Source organism: Streptomyces sp. FXJ1.172 (assembly GCF_001636945.3).
Taxonomy (GTDB): Bacteria; Actinomycetota; Actinomycetes; order Streptomycetales; family Streptomycetaceae; genus Streptomyces.
In genome coordinates, this window is the sequence record NZ_CP119133.2 from 2,117,274 (window position 1) to 2,132,152 (window position 14,879).

Here is a 14,879-nt window from a genome sequence, read left to right on the forward strand (position 1 = left end):
GCCCAGTAATCCGGGAGGCTGGCGAAGCGGAGGGCAAACCTCCTCAACTCGCCGGTAACTATTGGACCGCACCGGCGGAGTCCAAGCCCAAAAGATGGAATCCCGGCCCCTTCCACAGTTCTCGTGACGGCCGCAGCGGATCCCCGCTCAGCGTGTCGCTCCGGTCGAAGACCCTCGTGCGCCGTCCGTCCGTGCCGTACGCCGGCCAGCCCGGATCCCCGGTCGCGGCGAAGCGCACCCAGGCCGACCGCATCCGGCGGGACAGCTCCGCCGCATCCGGGGCCGGACCGGGGCCCAGCATCTGCCGGGCGAGCGGGGCATCCAGGGTTCCGAAGACCAGCGGCACATCGAGGCCGTGGCAGGCACCGAGCCGGCCGCCGAACGCCGGTGCGGGCCAGCGCAGTTCGTAGGCGAAGGCCCGCCCGCCCGCAGCGGTGTGGGCCTCGAGCAGGGCGAGGGTGGGCATCCGGCACATCCAGTCGGAGCACACCTGCTCGTACAGTTCCTCCGCGCCGAGCCCGGGATAGGCGCCCCGGTAGCCGCGTTCGCCGCCCGCGGCCGCGCCGAACAGCTCCAGCGCCCACGCGGCCCGGCCCGCGTCCACCCTGCCCAGCTCGCCCCGCCTGGCCATGAACAGCCGGTACTCGTCACGATTCCAGCCCAGCATCATCTCGATGCCACGCGCGGCGCCGCTCCCGACGGCGTCCCACGGGGACCGGGCCGGCGCCGCACCGTCGACGACCGGTGCGAACACGGTCTCCGCGTGCGCCACGGCACCCCAGCGGTCCGCGTGCTCGTCCCGGGCGGCGAACACGGCCTCCCCCGCCCGCACCAGTTCGCCGGGATCCACCGCGCGCAGCGCGTCCGCCGTGGCGGCCAGGCCCAGCCTGCCGGCCACGGCGGCGGCCACATCGGCCGCGAGGCCGGGGGTGAAGTACAGGCCGGGCACGCTCTGCACCACGGCCCGGCGCAGCAGTCCGGACGCCGCGTCCGTGGCCAGCAGCGCCGCGATCGACCCGGCCCCGGCCGACTCACCGAACACCGTCACCCGGGCCGGGTCGCCCCCGAACGCCGCGATGTTCTGCTGCACCCAGCGCAGCGCGGCGAGCTGGTCGAGCAGCCCCCGGTTGGCGGGTGCTCCCGCGATGTACCCGAACCCCTCCATTCCGACGCGGTAGTTGAAGGTCACCGCCACCACGCCCGCCGCGGCCAGCCGAGCCGCGTCGTACACCGGGTCGCCCGCATGCCCGAAGACATAGGCGCCGCCCTGGAACCAGACCATCACCGGCAGTCCCGCCGCTCCCGGGTCCGGGGACCACACGTTGACGGTCAGGCAGTCGGGGGCGGGACCAGCGGTGTCCGCGGCCGGGCCCGCCGGGTTCATCCGGTCGTGCTGCGGCACCGGCGGACCGAACCGGGTGGCCGGCCGGGCGCCGTGCCACGCCTCGGGCGGCTCGGGCGCGGCGAACCTCAGGGCGCCGAACGGCGGCTTCGCGAAAGGGATGCCGCGGAAGACCGCGACCTGCGCGTCATGCCCCGCCCACGATCTGTCAATGGGCTCCATCCGGCCGATCACCCGGCCCCGCCCGGTGCTCACCTCGATGTGCGCGTCCCTCGCCACGTGCCTGGCCTCCTGTTCGGGTCGGGTGCCGCGGCGGCCCGGAATCAGCCGCCGCGGCGGGTATCTCCGACGTCCCTTTAGAGGCGGCCCGCGGCCCGCGCACTCCCTGACCGCCCGTACCAGTTCAGGCCAGTTGACGAGGGACGGGGAGTGCGAGAGCGGTGCGGCTCCTCCTTCCCACCGAGGCTCCCGTACCGACGCCGCCCCGGTGCGGCTGGAGCGTCGATGGCCGAAGGAGGAGAACAACAGATGAAAACGGCCCGAGCGGGCGCCGTGCAACGGCTCCCCGCCCCCCGGCAGGCCGTAGGGGAGGATCCGTGGACCGCGGCAGCTCCGCTCGTGCGGGCTGCGCAGTCCGGTGACGCGATGGCTCTCAACGACCTGCTGGGCCTGCTCACCCCCTATGTCACCAGGCTGTGCCGGCCGATCGCCCTCAGCAACAGCGCCGACGCCGTACAGGAGGCACTGATCGCGGTCTTCCAGGGCCTGCCCCGGCTCCGGGACCCGCGCGCCCTGTACGCATGGGTGCGCACGGTCACCGTACGCGAGGCGGTGCGGGTCGCCCGCCGGGCCGAACGCGAGACCCCGGTGTGCGAGTTCGACGACATCGCCTGGCCGCGCAGCCCCGAACTCGCCGTGGACGTGAGAGACGTCCTGCGGCGCATGTCCACCGAGCACCGGGCGGTCCTGGTACTGCGCGAACTCGAGGGTCTGGACGAGCGGTCGGCGAGCGACGTCCTCAACATCTCCTGTGGCACGCTGAAGTCCCGGCTGCACCGTGCCCGTCACAGTTTCCGAAAGGCTTGGCCGCGATGAACCCGAACTGGCCGACGGCCGAACTCGACCCTGTGCGGCGCCTGCGCGTACTGGCCTCGGGACTGCATGCCGTCATGTACGCGGAAGACCACCTGGACCTGCCGATCGCGGACGTCTGGGCGGTCGCCGGCGACCTGGAGGGCGAACTGCCCCATCTGGTGCCGACGTTGCGTGCCTTCCGCTGTTTCCCGGCCTCCGGCGACCGGCAGCTCGCCTGGGCGCACGGGCCCTTCGGGCACACCGCGCGCTTCGACGTCCTGCTGCAGACCGGGTGGTGCCTCATGCAGAGCCGGTACGTGGTCGGCGGCATGGCGGCCGTCCCGGAAGGCTCCGGAACCCGGTTCGCGGTGCTCGGGGGGCTCCGGCAGCCCTGGTCCGCCCCCTTCCAGCGGGCGCTGCGGCCACTCGGCCGCTCCCGGGGCCTGCTCATGGTCGACCGTGCCGCCCGGCGCGCCCTCGCCCGCCGCGAGGTGAGAGGAGTCTGAGACACGCGGCCGCGGCGCCGTGGGCCGGCCCGGGCACGGCCGGCCCCTGGCCTCCCCGGGCGCCGACCGCCGTTGCGCACGGACGATCAGCTCGGTGACCGGCCCGGTGATCCTGCTCCCGGACCTCAAGCAATGTCAACTGAACCTGCATTCCTGGGCAGGTTGGCTCAACACTGTCGACCGGTCGAGGTGATACGGATACCCTCGTCCTGGTCCCGATCCCTGATCAGCAACGCGCCCAGGAGAATGCCCGGTGGCAGCAGACGATGCCTACGCAAGACTGGCCGGCACCCTGGAGCGCATCCGGCATGCCGCGGGCGACGCGGAGTTGACCGAGGTGCTCGAGCCCGACGGCCTGTCCTTCGACACGGGCATTCCCGAGGCTGTCGTGCGGACGCTGCTCGCAGGCGGGCGGGCCGAGGACATCCCGGTGGCGCAACGCGTACGGCAGCGGCTCGACTTCGTCCGCGAGACCCGCCGGCGCGACGACGGCAAGCGGTACACGCTCGAAGAGATCGCCGCAGCCGCGGGCGTGACCCGCCAGACGATGAGCGAGTGGCGCAGGAAGGGACTGCCCGGCCTGGAGTCCGCCGACCGGCTGCGGCGGTTCTTCCGCCTGCCGCCCGGGTTCTTCTTCGCCGACGAACCCGAAGCACTCGACGAAGCGCTCCAACGGCACCTGCGGGACCTGGAGTCGAGGTCGGACCCGCTCGGCCAGCTCCGCACACCCGAGATCCTCCGGCTGGCCGCGCGCGGGCTGCTGTCACCCAGCGGGGTGCGGGCCATGGCCCAGTGGGCCGAAGCCGTCACCCACCCCGCCACGGCCGAGGCCGGCAGCGGCAGCGGCAGCGGCAGCCACAAGTCCCGTCGTCCGGACGGACGATGTCTGCGGTGACCCGGCTTCGCCAGTGGCAGAGGTTACGCAGACGCGACAGCGAAATGCGCCAGTTCGCCGAGACGCTCATCGCTCCCGTCCGCGAGCGGCTGAGCGGTGCCGGCGCGGACGGCGGCACGGCCAAGGCCCCGACCCCTGAAGTCCTGTTCGAGGCCCTGGTCGAGTCCGCCCGGCAGTGGCGCGGTGATCGCCGGCTCGAGGTGCACAAGGTGCACATCCCGCGCGAGTTCAAGGCCACGGGGATGTGGCTGGAGCGAGTGGACCGGGACGACGTCATCATCGAGCAGGACGCGGAGGTCTGGCACCAGGCGCAGATCCTCGGTCACGAGCTGTGGCACATGCGGCAGAAGGACGGCTTCACACCCGAGCAACTCGCGTACGGGGCCTGCGACGCCCTGCGCTCGGGGCACGCGCACGGCGCACAGCCTGCGGCCGCGCGGTCGCGTTTCGACGAAGATCCCGAGAAGGAAGCCGAGTTGTTCGGGATCCGGGTCGGACAGGAGATGCGGGCACTGATGGAGCGGGACGTGATCACCGGAGAGACGGCCCGCCGTATCGCAGACGCCCTCAACTACCGGGGGAGCCGCAGATGAGCGGGGCGATCTACTACATAAGCTGCGGCTTGCTGTGGATCGGACTCCTGGTGAAGCTGCCGGACCTGATCCGGCGCTGGGGCGATCCCTCGCTGCGGGCCATCAACGGGGTACTGGCCTTCGCGTCGCTGTGCTTCCTGTTCGGGGCGCCCAGCTCCGTGCGGGTGATCAACCACGTCAGTGGGGTGCCCAATCTGGCCGCCCCGCTGACCTATGCCTCGATCACCGCGTACAGCGCGGCACTGCTGATCCTGATCGCCTGCTGGCGTGGCGGCCCCTCCGCGCGCCGCACCACACGGAACTGGATCTACGGCTACACAGCCGTTCTCGCCGCGGTCGCGGCGCTGTTCGCTCTGGGGGACGCCGCGCAGGAACGGCGCACCGACTTCGACACGTACTACGCGACGACGCCGTGGATCGCCGAGATGGTCGTCCTGTATCTGGTGGCGCACCTGACGGCCGTGACGGTCAGTGCCGTGTGGTCGCTGCGCTGGGCCTTCGAGGCAGAGGTCAGAAAGCGCCCCTGGCTGCGGGCCAGCCTGCTGACCATCGGTGCGGGCACGGTGATCAGCGCCGGGTACAGCACCTCCAAACTGGTCGCTGTCGTCGCCCGGTGGTCAGGACGGGACTGGGCGGTACTGGGCACTTCCGTGTCGCCCCTGTGCGCCGGTATCGGTGCGCTGCTGACCGTGGTGGGGGTCCTCACCCCCATAGTGGGCCACCAGTTCTCGGCGTGGCGTGACTTCTTCCGGCTGGCGCCCCTGGACGCCGTGCTGGATCCCGTGCTGAAGGACCGCGCCCTGCGGGTCGAGCGGCCACGCTCCCCGCTCCTGTGGGGCACCTGGCGCTGGAGCACCATCCACAACGGTCTCCACGCGATCGAGTCGCTTCTGGACGACAGGCTCTACGCCGAGGTCCACGACGCGGAGTTCGCGAGGACCGGCGACCGGGAGCGGGCCACGTGCGCCGCGTGGGCCGCGACCATCGCCGCGGCCGTGCAGCGCAGCACGCAGCCCGTGCCCGAGCCGGCCGGGGCGGCGGCGGCCGGGGCGGCGGGGGCGGCCCGGGCGGCAAGAGGGCTTTCGCACCCGCGTGACGCGGAGTCCCTGGTCCTCATCGCCCATGCCGTGAAGAGGTACGAGCGTGAGGCGCGGGCCACCACGCCGGACCCCACCAGAGCCCGGTCGGTGTGACCGCGGATCCGGCGGCAGCCCTCCCCCCACAGCCAGAGGACCTGAACGGAGTCCCTGAAACATGAGCCTTGTCGTGTATATGGCGTCATTCCTGCTGGCTCTGGCCGCCATACTGCTCCGGCGGCCACGCAGGACTCCCCGCTCGCCGCTGTCCACCGCCACGCGGGCCACCGCGTTCATCGCCGCCGTCTGCTTCTTCTGGTCCGCTCCGGTGACGCTCGCCGCGGTCAACCACGCCACGGGCATTCCCAACGTGGGCGCCCCGCTGACCTACTGCTCGATCTCCGCCTTCAGCTGCTCCCTGATCATCTTGCTGATCCACTGGAAAGGCGGGCCGAAGGAGCAGATACGGCGGATGACCCGGATGACGGTCGCCGTCTACGGGATGCTCGTCATCGCCATCGTCGTCCTGTTCAGCCTCGCCGACGCGCACACGGAACGGCTCACCGACCTGGACACCTACTACGCGAACACTCCGTACATGAAGGAGATGATCGCGCTGTACCTGATGGGGCATCTGGCGAGCACCATCATCCTCAGTTCCGTCTGCCTGAAGTGGGCACGCGACGAGGTGACGGGCCTGTTGCGCCTCGGCCTCCGGCTGATCCTGGCCGGCCTGCTCCTCGACGCCCTCGGCTTCACCCTCGCCAAGGTCACCGCGGTCGTCGCGCGCTGGCTGGGCTACGACCTGGACGTCCTGTCCACCACCGTCGCCCCGCCGGCCGCCGCGCTCGGCGCCCTGATCTACTCCACCGGATTCGTCCTGCCGCGTCTCGCCTCGGCCGCCGCGGCCGAGCGGCAGAGCCTGGCCACCTACCGTGCGCTCAGGCCCCTGTGGTCGGCGGTGCAGGACGTGGCGACGGCACCGGTCGCGGCACCGACCTGGTGGCAGCTGTGGTGGCAACTGCCCAGCACCCGGCTCTACCTGCTCGAGGCGAACATCCGCGACGCCCTGCTGCAGCTGACCGCCCACTTCGACCAACAGGTCGGCCACGCGACGTACTCGGCCGCCGTGGAGCGCGGCGAGCAGACGGAAAGGGCACGCGTCGCCTCGGAGAAGGCGATGATCATCGACGGCATCCGCCGTGCGTCGGGCAGGGCCGACCGCCCCGCCGATCCACCGGAGAAGTTCCGCGTCACCATCGACCTGGTGGAGCTGGCGAACGCGGTGCGCCGCCTTCTCGAGGCAGCACCGGAGCAGCTGCGCACCCGGTGACGTCATCCCATGAGCCGTACAAGGAGAACCAGTTGTCGCAGAAAGCTGTTGTGGTCGGAGCCGGCACAGCCGGGCTGGTGGCCGCCGCGGCCCTGTCCCTCGCCCAGCCCCGGCTGCACGTCGTCCTTCTGGACCGGGACGAGCTTCCAGAAGGGCCCGAGAACCGTCGCGGTGTTCCCCAGGGCCGGCACGCCCACCTGCTCATGGCGGGCGGACTGTCCGCCATGGAGGCTCTCTTCCCGGTGAGCGTCAGGGACCGTCTCCTGGACGCGGGGGCGCACCAGATCGCCCTCGGCAACGGCATGCTGGCCCTGACCGCGGACAGCGGGTGGCTGCGCCGGTGGAGGCGGAACGGCCCCCACATGATCACCTGCACACGCGCCCTGCTGGACTGGGTCCTGCGGCAGGCCCTGCTCGACTCCTGCCCCAACGTCTGCGTCCGCCGGGCCACCGTGGAAGGACTCCTCGGCGACGCCCGGCGCGTCCGCGGTGTCCGGATCGGCGCAGCGGACCACGGTCCGGGCTCCGAGCTGGAAGCGGACCTCGTCGTCGACGCGAGCGGCCGGGGCTCCGGCAGCCTGCAGTGGCTGGGCGAGCTGGGCATCACGGGTGTCGAGGTGAGGGAGATCGACTCCGGTCTCACCAACGCCACCCGGATCTACCGCAGACCGGCGGGCGCGGAGTCGTTCCCGTTGACGATGGTGCAGGCGAACCCCTACAACGGCCGGCCCGGCCGCAGTGCCATGGTGCTCCCGATCGAGGGAAACCGGTGGATGGTCAGCGCGGGGGGCACCCGGGGCGGTGAACCTCCCCAGGACCCCCGGGGTTTCCTCGAGTACGCCCTCAGCCTGCCGCACCCGATCGTCGGCCACCTCATATCCGGGGCGCAGGCCCTCACCGACGTGGTGGTCAGCCGTGGCCGCAGCACCAGCAACGCCCGCCGGTACTTCGAGAGGTCGACGCGGTGGCCCGAGCGGTTCGTCGTGCTCGGCGACGCATTGGCGACCTTCAACCCGGCCTACGGGCAGGGCATGTCGGTGGCCGCGCTCGGCGCCCAGGTCCTGGCCCGGGAGCTGCAGCAGGGCGGCCTTGCCAGTCCCGGTCTTTCCCGGCGCGTCGTGCGCGGTGCGGCCCGCCACGTGGACTCGGCGTGGGCCGCCGCCGTCGGCATGGACGTCCTGTACCCGGGCGTACTCGGCGCGGAGCCGAGGTTCGCCGACCGGCTCACCGCCCGCTACACACGCCGGCTGACCAAAGCGGCCACCGGCTCCCCCGACGCAGCGGCCGCACTGTGGGACGTCACCAGTCTCACGGCGCGGCCTGCGCGGGTGCTGCGGCCCAAGGCCCTGCTGGCGGCCCTGAACGGCCCCCTCCTGCCCCAGACGTCCGAGCCCCCGCTGCGGCCGTCGGAGCGTGCCGCGCTCGACCGGCTCAGGAAGGCGGCCACCGGGGGCCCCGACACATCCCTGGCCCACAACGCCCGCTAGGAACCCGGCCCGCGGGAGGTGGCCCGTGCCGGGAAGCGCTCCGGCTTGTTCAAGGCTCGGCAATGGCTGGTGCGACCGTTGAACATTTCGCAGGCCCGGCACGTACGGCGGGTGGATCCGTCGTGCCGGGTGATCGGGTTGTCGTCCCGCTGCGAGGGTTCCGCGCCGTCATGACCATCGTGTGCCCCGTGCGACCGCCGGTTCCTGAGGACGGAGGGAAGCACAGTGAGGAGCAGCTCAGTGCCCCGCAAGGACTTGAGACAGCCGTCGCGCACTTCGCGGAGAGAACACGCCCGGCGTTGGAACAGGTCGAAGCTGTCCTTCGCCTTCGTCGGCGGACCGGTGCTCCTGGCCGTCGTCGCGGGTTCGGTGTTCGCGGCGCAAAACCGTGATCAGCACCAGCCGCAGGCGAGCCCGCACGTCTCCGCGCAGCCGGCGGCGGCCGCCAGGCCCGATCCGAACTGCACGCTGCTGGTGCCGGACAACCCGCTCACCGCCACCGGTCTGGCCACCCCGTACAGACTCGTCGCGACCGATCCGGCTCAGGGCCCCTGCCACGAGGCCAACCCCGATCAGTCGGCGTTCGTGGAAGCCGCGATCATCACTGCGAACGGCAGGCTGACCGTCTACAACCCCCTGGTGATCGACAAGGGAACGAGACCGGCCGCGCGCACCGTCCGGCCCTCGGTACCGCGCGGCTCGACCGTGGGCATCTGGTTCGGTTTCAACAACGCCGACCTGACCTTGCGGTCGAGCAGTCGCCGTCCGGACGCCCTCGCCCGGGGCAAGTGCGTGGGCGGCCTGCCGGGATCGGTCTTCGGCCAGTTCGCGTCCTGCAACGCGCCGGCCTTCTTCCGGGCCGCCGGCACCCAGATCGCCAAGGGGCACCTCAGGATTCCGGCGCTCGGCACCGCCAAGGACGGGTTGCCCTGCCCGACCACGCGGGACTTCTCCGTCGTGGACCAGGACCCGAGCGACAACGTGGTGACCCACTATCTCGCCGACGCGCACGGCCGTATCGCCCAGAACAACGCCGCGAGCAGGGCCGCGCTCAGGAAGGCCGCCCGGCTGGCCAACCGCGGCGACCGGCACCACCGGCACAACGGCAAGGCCAGGCCGGCGACCACCAGCGCCCCCAAGGATCTGGCCAACGGCAGCGACAACCTGTTGCTGACCCAGTTCATGGACCCTGCTCTTGGCTGCAAGCCGTTCACCGCGCCCGACCAGTCCGGCGACGGCCGGGCCACGTCCGCCCTCGCGCTGGACGAACTGTCCGCCGCGGCACGCCAGAAGGCGCCGATCGCGCTGGTCCCGCGAAACGACCCGATGACGCTCGTCGACGGCCGTAGCAGCGTCGCGAAGACCAACGCGTACCGCGCCGGAGTCGACATGCCGGCGGTCGGTGCAGGCGCCGACGGTGACGGAGCGGCCTTCTGCACCACCCTCTTCCGCGACCCGGCGGGCATCCAGCGCGTCTTCAAGGACAAGGCGCTCTTCGAGAAGGCGCCCTCGCCGGACCCGGCCATGGCGCCGGACCTCTTCGGTTTCCTCGCCGCACGGGCCAACCAGACGTTCACCAACCTGGGCTGCGATCGGCTCCTGGGCGCCGCCGACCCCGTCGTCCTCACCACGAACGCGGACGGCCTGGTCACCGGCGCGGCACTGACAACGCTCCGCCCCCTGCACCCGGCGCAGTAGTCGGGCCTGCTCCCCCCGCAGGATGACGGCGGGTGTGTCATGGGCGATGCTGTGGCCCGTGACAGCTGATCTTCACCGAGCCGGAGCCGGAGACGGAAACGAAGCCGGAGACGGCAGCGGCGGGGGCGAAGACGGGGGCGCCCGTCCGGCATCCGCTCCGGCGCCGCTCCCCGCCGAGCGCGCCCGCCGGCCACGCCACCCCCGGCTGCGGCGCTGGCTGCGGCGCACCGCGCTGGGCTGTGCCGTCGTGCTGGTGGCCGTCACGGCGGCCTCGTTCGTCTACAACGGCGTCACGGCCGGGCGCGCCGCGCCGCCGCGGGGGCTCAGGTACGTGCAGGCCGCCGACATCCGCACGCGTTACCAGACCTGGGGTACGGCGGGCCCGCCGGTCGTCCTGGTGCACGGCGCCTTCGAATCCGTGGACACCTGGTCGCGCCTTGCCCCGCTGCTCGCCCGCGACCACCGGGTGTACGCGCTCGACCTGACGGGCGACGGATACAGCGAGCGTCGCGGCCCGTACACCGTCGCCCATTTCACCCGGCAGCTCCTGGGCTTCCTGGACGCCGTGCACCTCGGCGGTCCGGGTGAGCGCCCGCTGCTGGTGGGGCACTCCAGCGGAGCCGCCGTGGTCACCGAGGCGGCGCTCAGGGCCCCCGGCCGGCTGGGGGGTGTGATGCTCCTCGACGGCGACGCCCTCGACACGGGTGCCGGGCCGCCGCCGGCCTTCAAGTACGTACTGATCGACCCGTACCGCACCAGCCTGCTGCGGCTCGGGCTCGGCATCGACGCGGTGATCCGCAGCGTGTACGACGCACAGTGCGGGCCTGCCTGTCCGCGCCTGGACGCCGCCGGTCTGGATCAGTGGCGGCGCCCGCTCAGGGTGCCGGGCGCGGAGGGCGCGCTGTGGAGCATGCTGGCCGCGGGGGTGCCGGGGCTGCCCGCGCACCAGGTGGCCCGGCTGGCCGGGGTGCGCCTGCCCAAGTCGGTGGTGTTCGGAGCCCAGGACGACGTGTTCACCCGGCAGACGCCGCAGGAGACCGCCCGGCGCATCGGCGCACCGCCCGCGACGCTCATCCCGGGCGCCCGGCACCTGACGATGATCTCCAGCCCCGAGGCGGTCGCGACGGCCGTGGACAGGCTCACCTCGGCATCGAGCGAGGCGTCCCGGTGACGTGGCCGCCGCCCGGGACGGGCCCCGTGGGCCAGGTGCCCGCACGCCCGGCGGATCAGTTCCCCGAGGTCTGCGGGCGGCTGCCGGCGGGCCGCCGGGCCGGATCTGGGTGTCCGGCCGGGCCGGCGTGCAGGCGGGCGTCCCTGCGGCGGCGCACCAGCGCTGTGGTCTCCCACGCCATGGCGGCCACGGTCATCAGGGACAGCAGCAGGTAGAAGACGAAGAGCTTGTGCAGGTCGTCGAGGACGTACCAGACCGACGCGGTGGCACAGAACCAGAAGGCGACCAGTGGGCCTGCGCCGCCCTCCTTGCTGCGTGCCGCGCCGGCGAGCAGGCAGACGGCCGCCAGCGCCAGCAGTGCGGCGATCCCGACGTACGAGTGGGCCCACCCGTCATTGGCGCGCCGCAGTTCGGAGTTGACCGCCACGGCTTCCGCCACAGGCCCCCAGCCCACCACGCACGACAGGCGTGGCGACCACGGCAGTGCCGCCATCCCCGACAGGCCGGCCGCGGCGGCGACCCAGCCGAAGTGGTCCGTGTCCACCACGTGACCACGTGCGCACAGCAGCGACAGCAGGCACCCCAGCAGGGCCAGGGCGCCGTCGAGCGTGGGGCGCGGCACGTACCTGCGGTGAAGCGCGCTGCGGCTGCCGGATCGCGTCGCCGGGGGGAGGGGCGTCGGGGCCTGGGCCGTCGGCATGGCGGACCGGGTGAGGGCCTCGGCGAGGGCCGAGCCCATCTGCCTCGCGTCCGCGAAGCGTTCCTCCGGGTCCTTGCGCAGGGCGCGCTCGATCACCGTCTCCACCGCCGGCGGCACCTGCGGGCGCAGCCGGGAGACCGGTTCGGGTTCGGCGAACAGGTGCTGATGCATGACGGCGAACGGCGATTCGCCCCGGAACGGCGGCTGCCCGGTCAGCAGTTCGTGCAGCAGGCACCCCATGGCGTACAGGTCGGCCCGGTGGTCGATCTCCGCCCCGCTGATCTGCTCGGGCGAGAGGTAGGCGGGGGTGCCTATGGCGGCCCCGCTGCCGGTGATGCGGGTGGCGGTCTCGGTGAAGGCCTTGGCGATGCCGAAGTCGAGGACCTTCACGGTGCCGGGGCCGGTGCGCATGATGTTCGAGGGCTTGATGTCCCTGTGCACGATTCCGTGTTCGTGGCTGTGCTGCAGCGCGTCGAGCACGGCACATGCCGTGCTGATCGCCTCGGCCACGGGCAGCGGGCCGTCGCGCAGGGCTTCGGCAAGGGTGGTGCCCGGTACGTATTCCATCACCAGATAGGGCCGCGGGCCGTCCGGATCGGGCTCCTCGCCGACATCGTGGATCGTGGCCACGGCGGGGTGGTTCAGCGCGGCCGCCGCATGTGCCTCGCGCCGGAAGCGGGCTCGTGACTGGGGGTCGTGGGCCAGCTCCGAGGAGAGCAGCTTGACCGCGACGGTGCGGCGCAGTTGCCGGTCCACCCCCCGGTGGACCGTTCCCATACCACCCTGCCCGAGCCTCTCTACCAGCTCGTACCGGTCGCTGAGGACCTTGTCCCGCCCCACTCACGCCTCCCCGTGCGTCAGAAACCCGACGAAGCTTACGACGCCGTCCTGCGGGAGCGGGGCACGGCAGGGGCGCGGGCCGTATCCGGGGCCGTTGTCACCGGCAGGGGTACGAGCTGACGATGTGCGCTGTCGTGCGGTGCCGCCGGCGCCACACTCCCCGGCTACTGCCCGGCCGGCCTGCCAGGGTGCCGCTCGGGTGGGGCGGTTCACCCACTGCGATGCGCTCGGCGGGCAACTGGTCGCGACCGTGTGCATGGTGAGTGCATGAACACTACACCTCACCTCAAGAAGACCGTTTCCCGGATTCCGCGAGCATGCGCGGTGAGTGCCGCCGTGGCCATCGCTTGTGCGGCGGGGTTGGCAACTGCCACGTCCGCCGTGGCCGCGACACCCGTCACGCACGTCGCCACCAAGGCGATCCCGGCCTACGGCCACGGCCACGGCGGCCACGGCGGCCACGGCGGGGACGACAACCAGTGCGGCAACGGCATCCTCCCCATCCTCAACCTCTGCAACTGACTTACGCCCGGCGGCAGTTCCTGCAGGCCGGACCCCAACCGCATGGAAGGAAGGACGAGTCGGCCGGGGCTCGGCCGAAAGGTGCGGCGCCGACGGGGGGCAGCGCCGCACCTGGCGTTCAGCTTACGTGGCCGGACGGCGAGTTCATGATTGGCGGGACGAGGGTGTGGCCGTTGCCACCACCCCCGTGGGCGGCAACGACCACACCTCGATCACCGGAAGGTGAAACTATCCCCTTTTAGTGATCTGATCAAGTGGCTAGAGTGGCCTGGACCGCCAATCTGATGGAGTACTTGCATGCCCGAGCGCACCTTCGACGGCCGTGAACTGCGCAACCGCCGCGTGCTCCTGCGCCAGTCCCAGTCCGAGCTGGGTGCGGTCCTGGGGGTGGGGACCAACGCCGTGTCCCGCTGGGAGACCGGTCAGGCCACTCCCCCGCCCGAGCGGCTGCCCGGCATCGCCGCGGCACTCGATGCGGACCTCGACGACCTGTTCCCGCGCCTGGAGCCGCCCAACCTCGCCGACCTGCGATGCGACGCCGGCATGACGCAGGCCGACACCGTGGCGGTCACGAGGACCCGGTCACCGATGTCGGTCCGCGCCGCCGAGCGCGGCAAGCGGCCGCTGCCGGAGTCGTTCCATGAGCCGCTCGCCGATGCGTACGGCGTCACCGTGCCGGAGCTGCTCGCCGCCCAGAAGCGCAGCTTCGGTCACGTCGTGCCGGTGCGGGCCCCCACGGGGGCGCCCGCGACCGCGGTGGCGGACAAGCTCGCGCACCTGCGGGACGACGTGTTCCGGGGCGCGCTGCCGCCGGACGCCGAGATCGCGGCCGAGGGGAACCGCAAAGCCGGCAAGCCCGTGCTCACGCAGGCTCTGGTCGAGGCGCTGCGGCTGGGGACGTGCGCCGGTCCCTCGGACGAGATCCTGAACGCCTTGGCCCTGGCCCTCGATGTGCCGTCAGTGTTCTTCCAGAGCCCGGATCCGCAGATCGAACAGCTGGTGGTGTCGACGCGCGCCGTCCGGAACAGTTTCACGGTGGAGGCGGCGCGCGGTGGCGAGCACGAGATTCCCGCCGCCGCGCGGGCCGAACTTCTGGACTTCATCAGCAGCACGATGGCCGAGATCCTCGGCCCCGAATCCGGCGTGCTCGAATAGGCTTCGCCGCCCGGCCTGCGGGCTGAACGCTAGCCCGCGAACTCGCGGTACGTGGTGCTTCCCGTCGCGAGACATGCCAGCGCCGCCTCCCAGACCGGCCGCACGGCAGGCGGGATCTCGTCCGGCCCGATCTCGTCCGGCGCGCTGAACCGGTAGTCGGTCAGCTCGCTCTCCTGCAGGACGATCGAGGCCCGCTGCTCCTCGCTGAGGACTCCGCCGTCGAAGACGAAGTAGAGGTGGCCGCCGGCCGGCGTCCGTACGAAGGCGCTCACCAGGAGCTGCCCGATCGCCTGGTCGATGCCGAGTTCCTCCAGCAGTTCGCGCCGCGCGGCCTGGGCCGGGCTCTCGCCCTCGTCGACGCCGCCGCCCGGAAGGTTCCAGCCGGGCTTGTAGCCGGGCTTGACGATCAGGAACCGGCCCTCGCTGTCTCGCAGGACCGCCGCGGCGGACATCGTGGGACGGGCGGGGATGGGGCGAGTCATGTGCA

14 protein-coding genes are annotated in these 14,879 nt (G+C 72.2%); 11 read left to right on the forward strand and 3 right to left on the reverse strand.

Annotation, left to right across the window (positions count from 1 at the left end; all coding sequences use genetic code 11):
- Window positions 1-58 precede the first annotated feature (58 nt).
- On the reverse strand, window positions 59-1,621 hold the full coding sequence (locus A6P39_RS09475) for a carboxylesterase/lipase family protein (RefSeq protein ID WP_199840704.1): 1,563 nt from the start codon (window positions 1,619-1,621) through the stop codon (window positions 59-61).
- Between the two features lie 249 nt (window positions 1,622-1,870).
- Here A6P39_RS09475 and A6P39_RS09480 point away from each other — a divergent pair, with 249 nt between their 5' ends.
- From A6P39_RS09480 to A6P39_RS09520, 9 genes are all read left to right on the forward strand, one after another.
- Window positions 1,871-2,437, forward strand: a complete 567-nt coding sequence (locus tag A6P39_RS09480; protein WP_079133184.1) for an RNA polymerase sigma factor — start codon at window positions 1,871-1,873, stop codon at window positions 2,435-2,437.
- Window positions 2,434-2,922 carry a hypothetical protein gene (locus A6P39_RS09485; protein WP_067040889.1) on the forward strand — a complete coding sequence of 163 codons (489 nt, stop codon included), beginning with the start codon at window positions 2,434-2,436 and terminating at the stop codon, window positions 2,920-2,922. The genes A6P39_RS09480 and A6P39_RS09485 overlap by 4 nt, the downstream gene beginning before the upstream one ends.
- Before the next feature lie 253 nt (window positions 2,923-3,175).
- Window positions 3,176-3,817, forward strand: a complete 642-nt coding sequence (locus A6P39_RS09490) for a helix-turn-helix transcriptional regulator (RefSeq protein WP_067040892.1) — start codon at window positions 3,176-3,178, stop codon at window positions 3,815-3,817.
- A 44-nt stretch (window positions 3,818-3,861) separates the two neighbouring features.
- Window positions 3,862-4,410 carry a hypothetical protein gene (locus A6P39_RS09495; protein WP_079133185.1) on the forward strand — a complete coding sequence of 183 codons (549 nt, stop codon included), beginning with the start codon at window positions 3,862-3,864 and terminating at the stop codon, window positions 4,408-4,410.
- Window positions 4,407-5,603, forward strand: a complete 1,197-nt coding sequence (locus A6P39_RS09500; protein WP_067040894.1) for an MAB_1171c family putative transporter — start codon at window positions 4,407-4,409, stop codon at window positions 5,601-5,603. The genes A6P39_RS09495 and A6P39_RS09500 overlap by 4 nt, the downstream gene beginning before the upstream one ends.
- Window positions 5,604-5,664: 61 nt before the next feature.
- Complete coding sequence (locus tag A6P39_RS09505; RefSeq protein WP_067040895.1) at window positions 5,665-6,819, forward strand: MAB_1171c family putative transporter; 1,155 nt, start codon at window positions 5,665-5,667, stop codon at window positions 6,817-6,819.
- A gap of 32 nt (window positions 6,820-6,851) precedes the next feature.
- Window positions 6,852-8,306 (forward strand): NAD(P)/FAD-dependent oxidoreductase, encoded by a 1,455-nt coding sequence (locus tag A6P39_RS09510; protein WP_107304262.1) that lies wholly within the window; start codon window positions 6,852-6,854, stop codon window positions 8,304-8,306.
- A 240-nt stretch (window positions 8,307-8,546) separates the two neighbouring features.
- Entirely contained in the window at window positions 8,547-10,004 is a 1,458-nt protein-coding gene (locus A6P39_RS09515) for a hypothetical protein (protein WP_107304259.1), read from the forward strand.
- Between the two features lie 58 nt (window positions 10,005-10,062).
- Entirely contained in the window at window positions 10,063-11,175 is a 1,113-nt protein-coding gene (locus A6P39_RS09520; RefSeq protein ID WP_199840705.1) for an alpha/beta fold hydrolase, read from the forward strand.
- A 55-nt stretch (window positions 11,176-11,230) separates the two neighbouring features.
- On the opposite strand, the gene A6P39_RS09525 is transcribed toward A6P39_RS09520, so the two are convergent.
- Window positions 11,231-12,715: a protein kinase domain-containing protein gene (locus tag A6P39_RS09525; protein ID WP_067040899.1), complete on the reverse strand. Its 1,485-nt coding sequence runs from the start codon at window positions 12,713-12,715 to the stop codon at window positions 11,231-11,233.
- Window positions 12,716-12,982: 267 nt separating this feature from the next.
- On the opposite strand from A6P39_RS09525, the gene A6P39_RS09530 reads away from it, so the two are divergent.
- Complete coding sequence (locus A6P39_RS09530) at window positions 12,983-13,237, forward strand: hypothetical protein (protein WP_331454107.1); 255 nt, start codon at window positions 12,983-12,985, stop codon at window positions 13,235-13,237.
- A gap of 297 nt (window positions 13,238-13,534) precedes the next feature.
- Window positions 13,535-14,392, forward strand: coding sequence for a helix-turn-helix domain-containing protein (locus A6P39_RS09535; RefSeq protein WP_067040902.1), 858 nt, complete (start codon window positions 13,535-13,537; stop codon window positions 14,390-14,392).
- Between the two features lie 29 nt (window positions 14,393-14,421).
- Here A6P39_RS09535 and A6P39_RS09540 read toward each other — a convergent pair whose 3' ends face one another.
- The gene (locus A6P39_RS09540) at window positions 14,422-14,874 is read right to left on the reverse strand and encodes an NUDIX domain-containing protein (protein ID WP_067040920.1); all 453 of its coding nucleotides are present in this window, start codon (window positions 14,872-14,874) and stop codon (window positions 14,422-14,424) included.
- Window positions 14,875-14,879 lie beyond the last annotated feature (5 nt).

What these genes read in the sequence shown, in the direction of transcription:
- A6P39_RS09480 (WP_079133184.1), top strand. Translation starts at nt 1,871, where the DNA reads ATGAAAACGGCCCGAGCGGGCGCCGTGCAACGGCTCCCCGCCCCCCGG.
- A6P39_RS09485 (WP_067040889.1), top strand. Translation starts at nt 2,434, where the DNA reads ATGAACCCGAACTGGCCGACGGCCGAACTCGACCCTGTGCGGCGCCTG.
- A6P39_RS09495 (WP_079133185.1), top strand. Translation starts at nt 3,862, where the DNA reads ATGCGCCAGTTCGCCGAGACGCTCATCGCTCCCGTCCGCGAGCGGCTG.
- A6P39_RS09500 (WP_067040894.1), top strand. Translation starts at nt 4,407, where the DNA reads ATGAGCGGGGCGATCTACTACATAAGCTGCGGCTTGCTGTGGATCGGA.
- A6P39_RS09505 (WP_067040895.1), top strand. Translation starts at nt 5,665, where the DNA reads ATGAGCCTTGTCGTGTATATGGCGTCATTCCTGCTGGCTCTGGCCGCC.
- A6P39_RS09530 (WP_331454107.1), top strand. Translation starts at nt 12,983, where the DNA reads ATGAACACTACACCTCACCTCAAGAAGACCGTTTCCCGGATTCCGCGA.
- A6P39_RS09535 (WP_067040902.1), top strand. Translation starts at nt 13,535, where the DNA reads ATGCCCGAGCGCACCTTCGACGGCCGTGAACTGCGCAACCGCCGCGTG.
- A6P39_RS09540 (WP_067040920.1), bottom strand. Translation starts at nt 14,874, where the DNA reads ATGACTCGCCCCATCCCCGCCCGTCCCACGATGTCCGCCGCGGCGGTC.